Genomic DNA, 6,472 nt, shown 5'->3' on the forward strand with positions numbered 1-6,472 from the left:
GGCCGCCTCAACGCCCCGTGGGCTCCGGCTCGCGCCGCTCGGCGGTGGCCGCCGTGCCACCGCCGCGCAGCGCCCGTTCAAGGTCCTTCAGTGCCTGGAGCAGCAGCCGGGTGCCGGAGCGCACGACGTCCCCCTGCACCCCGGCGGGCTCCTCGGCGAGCCGCCGCTCCAGCTGTTCCTGGGCCTCCCGCACGGCGCCGAACTCCACCGGCTGCCCGGTCAGCAGGGCGCCCGCCGCCAGCGCCGTCGCCAGCCGCAGCTCCTCGGCGAACTCGGCCGCCCCGGGCACCGGATCGGCGTCCTCGGCGGGCAGGTGGGCCTCCAGCAGCACCGCGACCCGCCCCAGGTGGCCGACCGCCGCGCGGGCCCGGTCCAGCTGGCGCCGGCTCACCCCGGGCAGTCCGGAGGCGTGCCGGCCGGGCTCGGCGTCGGCCCGCTGCATCGCCTGGAGCAGCTCCGAGCGCGCCTCCCGGGAGTCCAGCAGCGCCGAGCGGACCTCCCGTCCGCGCGGCGCGGCCGGCCGCCCGTAGACGGCGATCACCTCGGCCGCGTACCGCCCGGCGGCGGCCAGCCACTCGGCCAGCCGTTCGCCGAGCCGGGCGGTCTGCCAGGTCGGGAAGAGCGCGTAGACCAGCAGCGCGACCGAGCCGCCGAGCAGGGTGAGCCCGACCCGTTCCACCGCCGTGGCCAGCGGGTTCCCCTCCTGGAGCCCGAGCAGGAAGACGACGTAGGAGGAGATGCAGGTGGTGATCACCGCGTAGCCGGTGCGGAAGGTCAGGTAGGCCCCGGCGATCGAGACCACCGCGAGTGCGGCCAGCACCCACTCGCCGGGCCTGGCCAGCTGCACCACCAGGGTGGAGGCGGCCACCCCGACGACCGTGCCGGCCAGCCGGGCCACCCCCCGGCTGTAGGTCTGCGCGAAGTCCGGCCGCATCACCATCGCGGCGGTCATCGGCGCCCAGTAGCCGTGGTGGAAACCGGCCAGCCGGGCCAGCAGGTAGGCGACGGTGACCACCCCGGACAGCCGCACCGCGTGCTGGAACACCGCCGAGTGCGGGTGGAACTGCCGCCGCACCGCGCGCAGCGCCGTCGGCAGCATCCGGACCAGCGGCGGTTTGCGCAGCGCCCCGCCGGGCTGGAGGACGGGGGTGTCGATGGTGTCCTCGGAGCTCCGGTCGAGCGCGTCGGCGGCCTTGCGGAGCAGCCCGGCCAGTCGGCGCGCGGCCCGGCGGGCGGCGCCGCGCAGCTCCGGCCCCTCGGTCCGGGCGACCAGGGTGAGGGACGGCGCCGAGCGGGGCAGCTGGAGCGGGTCGCCGGTGCGGACCGCCCGGGCCAGCGCGTCCATCGCCTCGGCGGAGGCGGCCAGCACCTCCCGGGCCCGGTCGCGCTCCGGCCCCTCCTCGGGGGCGCCCACCTTGGGGTCGGCGATCGCCGCCAGGGTGGGCCGGATCCGTTCGGCGATCCCGCGCAGGCCGCGCAGTTCGGGCGGCCTGCGCCGGTCCTGCCAGGGCGTCAGCGCGGCGGCGTGCCGGGCCTCCATGAACGGTTCCGGGTCGACGTGCGCGGTCGGGTCCTGGCGCAGCCGGCGCGCGTAGTCGGCCAGTTCGGCGTAGGTGTCGGCGAGCGCCTCCCGCTGGGCGGTCCAGCTGCCGATCGGCCAGAGGGTGATGACCAGGGCCTGGACGCCGCCGCCGAGCGCGCAGACCAGCCCGTGGCCGAGCGCGGTGAGCGGGCTGACCGGCAGTTGGACGACGATCAGCATCACCGAGAGGGTGTTGGCGGCGACCACGCCCGCGGTCGGCCCGATCGCCCAGGCGAGCCCGGCGCCGAACGCCCAGACCGCCAGCAGCACCGGGAAGAGCCCGGTCACCCCGGCCGCCAGGTAGCCGAGGAAGGTGCTGACCCCGAGTCCGATCCCGGCGGCGACGGCCAGCGTGGCCCGGGGCCGGAAGCTGCGCTGGAAGGTCGCCGTCCCGGCGATGAACGCGCCCATCGCGGCCGAGGTGGCGAGCCGGGCGTCGCCGAGCGCGAGGGTCGGGAAGAGCACCAGGGCGACGGCGAGCGCGCCGCGCGCCGCCCGCTTGGGGTCGGTGAGCGCCCGGTCGATGGTCAGTCCGGTCCGCGCGGTGTCTCGAAGCGCGGCGAACCAGGACATACCGGTCAGCTTAGTGGCGGCCCCCGGGACGGATCCGCGCGACCCGCTCCCCGGCCCACAGCAGCGCCGCCGTCGGCAGGAACACCGCGTCCGCCGCGATCATCGCCAGCGAGAACACCGGCAGCCCCAACAGCACCGCGATCCCCGCGTGTTCGGCCATCATCACCACCAGCAGCGCGTTCTTGATCCGCCGGTTCACCAGCGTGAACGGGAAGGCCACCTGGAGCAGCACCGTCCCGTAGGTGATCAGGAACACCGGCAGCATCGCCCCGCCGACCAGCCCGGACAGCCCCGGCCAGGGCGTGAAGTAGTCCAGGTGCAGCGGGTAGTACAGCGCGGTGCCGTCCTGCCAGCGCGAGCCCTGCACCTTGTACCAGCCGGCCGTGGCGTAGATCAGCACCACCTCGACGGCGATCACCAGCATCGCGCAGTTGTGCACCATGGTCGCCAGCGCGTCGAGCACCGCCCGGGTCTCGCCCCGCGGGGCCGCCCGGTCCACCAGCCACCACAGCCCGGCCACCGCCCAGAGCACCCAGAACAGCGGACCCCAGCCGACGTACGGGAACGCCGGGACCGTCCAGTCCAGGCTGCTCCCCGAGAAGCCCCCCAGCTGACAGACCAGCAGCACCGCGCCGAGCACCGCCCACACCAGCACCCCGGCCGCGCCGTCCCGCCCGGACCGCACCCGCCGGGCGTCCAGCGACCACACCTCGGCGCACCGGGTGAAGACCAGGTACACCGCCATCAGGTGGACGATGTTGTCGCCGCCGTCGCCGAGGAAGACGTTGCGGTTCTGCAGCGACAGCACGGTCACCAGGAACAGCACCGTGGCCGCCCTGGTCCGCCAGCCGAGCAGCACCGCCAGCGCGGCCAGCACCGCCAGGTGGTAGACCAGCTCGAACCAGAGCCGCCCGCCGAACCAGGGAAGCACCGTCAGCGCCCCGTTGTCGGCCAGCAGCCGTTCCGCCAGCTCCATCGACCAGGGCGAGGTGTCGCCGTACAGCAGCCGCCGGTCCGGCCACTCGCGCAGCAGGTACGCCAGCCAGACCAGCCCGAAGCCGATCCGCACCGTCGCCGCCTGGTACCGCCCCAGCACCCGGCCGGCGAACACCCCGAACGCCCGGGCGGCCGGTCCCGTCCGGCGCGCGGCGGGCGGCGCCCCCTCACCGGGCGGCGCCCCCTCGCCGGGCGGCGCCCCCTCGCCGGCCGGCGGCCCGGACTGGCGGGGGACCGCGTCCGGCAGCAGCTCCGGCACCCCGGCCGGGACCGGGCCGCTCACCACAGCTCCCGCAGGTCCTCGTCCCGCACCGGCCACCAGGGCAGCTCGCGCACCTTCGGCGCGGGCGGCGCCGCCTCCCCGCTCCAGTCCGGCGGCGCGACGGTCGTCGTGGTCACCCGCAGCTCGACCGCCACCACCGGCCGGCCCTCGACGCTGCGGCCGATCCGCTGCACCGCGATCCGCTTCAGGTAGTCCTCGGCGAGCCGTCCGCGCGCCGTGGTCGCCGACTCGTCCTGGGCGCTGTGCGACCCGTCGTAGAAGTCCCAGGCCCGGCGCAGCAGGTTCTGGTCGGCGTGGCCGGGCGCCGGATTGCCCCGGATCGCCGCGATGTCCTGCGCCGTCAGCCCCACCCACCCGTGGACCACGGCGTCCCCGTCCGCCGACACCGTGCGCACCCGGGCGTCCACCGCGACGTTCTGCTGCAGCGGATTGGGCGCGAACAGCTTCCAGTTCTGCTCGAACTCGGGATAGACCAGGCCGTCCAGCTGCTCCCGGTACTCCCGGGAGAGCGAATTGGCGGGCGCCACGTGCAGGAAGACCGCGCCGAGGAACAGCCCGGTGGCCGACACCAGCAGGACGGCGGCCGTGCCCAGGACGACCCGGGCGGGCGCCGACCGGACCGGACCGGCGGGCGGCGGCGGGCTCTCGGCGTTCTCGGCGGCCTCGGCACTCTCGGCCATGAACTCCCCCGGGGACGGGTGGGGCCGGCACCGCGCCGGCCCGGTCGCGCGCCCATCCTGCCCTAATCCCGGTGCTCTGCGGAGCCCCCCGGGCACGCGGTTCCGGACGACGCGGCCCCCGCGGCCCCGCTACAGGACGAAGGCGTCCTGCCCGTCGCTGCTCACCATCGGACGGCCCGCGCCGTCCCAGGCGTACATCCCGCCGTCCACGTTGACCGCGTCCCGGCCGTTCTGCACCAGGTACTGGACGACCTGCGCGGAACGCCCGCCGACCCGGCAGAGCACGTACAGCGTCGCGTCCGGCAGCTCGCCGATCCGCGCGACCACCTCGCCGATGGGGATATGCAGCGCGCCGTCCACGTGCCCGGCGTCCCACTCGTCCTGCTCCCGGACGTCCAGCAGGGCGGCGTCGGCGGGCACGGCGGCGGCGTCGATGGTGGGGATCTGCGCGAACATCGTCTGGTTCTCCTGGGCGTCGGGATCGGCCCCGCCATTGTCCCCCACCGGCCCGCCGAGCAGCTTCGCCAGCTCGGCCTGCTGCGCGGCGGCCTTGGCCAGCAGCTGCTCGGCCAGCTCGGTCAGCAGCCCGTCCGGGTCCTGCGGGGCCAGTGCCAGCAGCCCGCCCATCGCGCTGCGCTCCAGGCGGACCTGCTCGGTGGCGAGTTCGCCGATCCGGCCGGTCAGCCACTCCAGCCGGCGGCGCAGCCAGCCCAGCCGGTCGGGGGAGTCCACGGCGGGCGCCGCCTCGGGCGCGGTGGACCACTCGGCCGCCAGCGCCTCCAGCCCGGCGGTGTCGCCGTACGCGTAGGCCTCGTTCACCCGGGCCAGGAACGCCGCCCGGCGCCGCTGCTCCTCCGGGTCGGTGGAGAGGTCCGGATGGGCGCGGCGGACCAGCTCGCGGTAGATCCGCTGGGCGTCCCGGCCGGGCCGCACCCGGGCGGGCGCGGCCGGCGGCGGCGGGGCGTCCTCCTGCTCGCCGCGCTCCCGGACGCTGTCGAACAGCGCGTCCAGGTCCGGCAGCTCCTCGACCCGCCGGCGCGCCTCGTGTGCCCGCCGGAGGTCCTCCGGGTCCCCGGTGCGGGCGGCCACGGCCTCGGCGAGCAGCGCGTCCAGCTCGTCCAGCCGGGCGTACAGCGGCCCGAGCAGCTGATGGTGGATCAGCGCGAAGTTGTCGATCTCGACCCGCAGCGTCCGCACGTCGACGTCCATGGTGAGCCAGGCGAGTTCGGCGGCCTCGACCCGCTCCTCCAGCTCCTGCTGCTCCGGATCGGTCCAGCGGACCGGGATCTGCGCGGTCACCTCTCGCCTCCTCCTGCATGCGGTCCTGCGACCCTACCGCCCGCCCGCGCGGTGCCGTCGCCCGGTGGACGGGGAGTGCGGACCGGCGCACGGCACGTGACACGCAACTGATACCGAGGAATCTCCCCGTTTCGCTATCGACTCCCGGCCCGTCCGTGCTTCGCTGGTATCCGCACAGCATGCCTTCCTCCGGAGAAACGGCCGTCTCCAGACATGGCGGCCAGGCGGGAGCAGACCGAATCCATGGTGGACGATCCCAACTCCACACCGCGTCGGGCGGGCACCGACCCGGGGCCCGGCACCGCACCGGGTGACCAGCCGTCGGGGGTGGTCGCCCTGGTCCGGCTCGCCCTCGTCCTGGTCGACCGCGGCGGCCGGATCACCCAGTGGAGCCGGGCCGCCGAGGAACTGTTCGGCCACCGCGCCGAGGCCGTCCACGACCGGCCGGCCGCCGGGCTGCTGCCCTCCGCCGAACCGCGCAGCGTGCCCGGCCAGGCCGCGCCCCCGGCCTCCGGCCGCCGCCGGGACACCTTCACCACGCTCGCCGAGCTGACCTCCACCGGCGCCGCCTGGGCGGGACAGCTGCCCGTGGTCGACCGCGAGGAGCACCTGCGCGACGTCCTCTGGTGGGCCTACCCGGTGGACGGCCCGGCCGGCGGACTGCTGGCGCTGGCCGCCGACGCCCGCCCGCTGCGCTCCTCCGGCCCCCGGCTGGCCGTCGGCGAGCGGCAGCTGCCGTTCGCCGCCGCCCCCGGCGCCCTCGGCGGCTTCCACCGGCTCTCCGCCGCGCTGACCACGGCCGGCCGGCCGGTGCCCGGAGCGCTCGCCGCCCTGCTGCCCGGCTCCGCCGAACGCCGCGGACCGCTGCTCGCCGCCCTGACCCGGGCCGGGCTGCCCGCCCTGCGGCTGGACCCGGCCACCGTGCTGCCGCTGCGCCCGGCCGACCCGGCGGCCGGCACCGCGCACGCCGCGGCCGGGATCGGCCGCCGCTACCCGACCGCGCAGCAGCGCACCGCCCGGCTCGGCCCGCCGCCGCAGCCCGAGCAGTCCGCGCCGGGC

Annotated in this window: 5 protein-coding genes; 1 reads left to right on the forward strand and 4 read right to left on the reverse strand. The window is 76.6% G+C overall.

What is annotated here, in order from left to right; genetic code table 11:
• Positions 1 to 7: 7 nt before the first annotated feature.
• The 4 genes from ACFXAM_RS25370 to ACFXAM_RS25385 form a co-directional block, all read right to left on the reverse strand.
• Entirely contained in the window at positions 8 to 2,155 is a 2,148-nt protein-coding gene (locus ACFXAM_RS25370; protein ID WP_380294538.1) for an FUSC family protein, read from the reverse strand.
• Between the two features lie 10 nt (positions 2,156 to 2,165).
• Positions 2,166 to 3,434: an HTTM domain-containing protein gene (locus ACFXAM_RS25375; protein ID WP_380294539.1), complete on the reverse strand. Its 1,269-nt coding sequence runs from the start codon at positions 3,432 to 3,434 to the stop codon at positions 2,166 to 2,168.
• Positions 3,431 to 4,114, reverse strand: a complete 684-nt coding sequence (locus tag ACFXAM_RS25380; protein ID WP_380294540.1) for a DUF5819 family protein — start codon at positions 4,112 to 4,114, stop codon at positions 3,431 to 3,433. Before ACFXAM_RS25380 ends, ACFXAM_RS25375 begins: the two co-directional genes overlap by 4 nt.
• A 129-nt stretch (positions 4,115 to 4,243) precedes the next feature.
• The gene (locus tag ACFXAM_RS25385) at positions 4,244 to 5,413 is read right to left on the reverse strand and encodes a rhodanese-like domain-containing protein (RefSeq protein WP_380294541.1); all 1,170 of its coding nucleotides are present in this window, start codon (positions 5,411 to 5,413) and stop codon (positions 4,244 to 4,246) included.
• A 243-nt stretch (positions 5,414 to 5,656) separates the two neighbouring features.
• Here ACFXAM_RS25385 and ACFXAM_RS25390 point away from each other — a divergent pair.
• The coding region (locus ACFXAM_RS25390) for a PAS domain S-box protein (RefSeq protein WP_380294542.1) at positions 5,657 to 6,472 on the forward strand (816 nt) is incomplete at its 3' end.

The sequence above is a fragment of the Kitasatospora sp. NPDC059462 genome (assembly GCF_042749955.1).
Taxonomy (GTDB): Bacteria; Actinomycetota; Actinomycetes; order Streptomycetales; family Streptomycetaceae; genus Kitasatospora.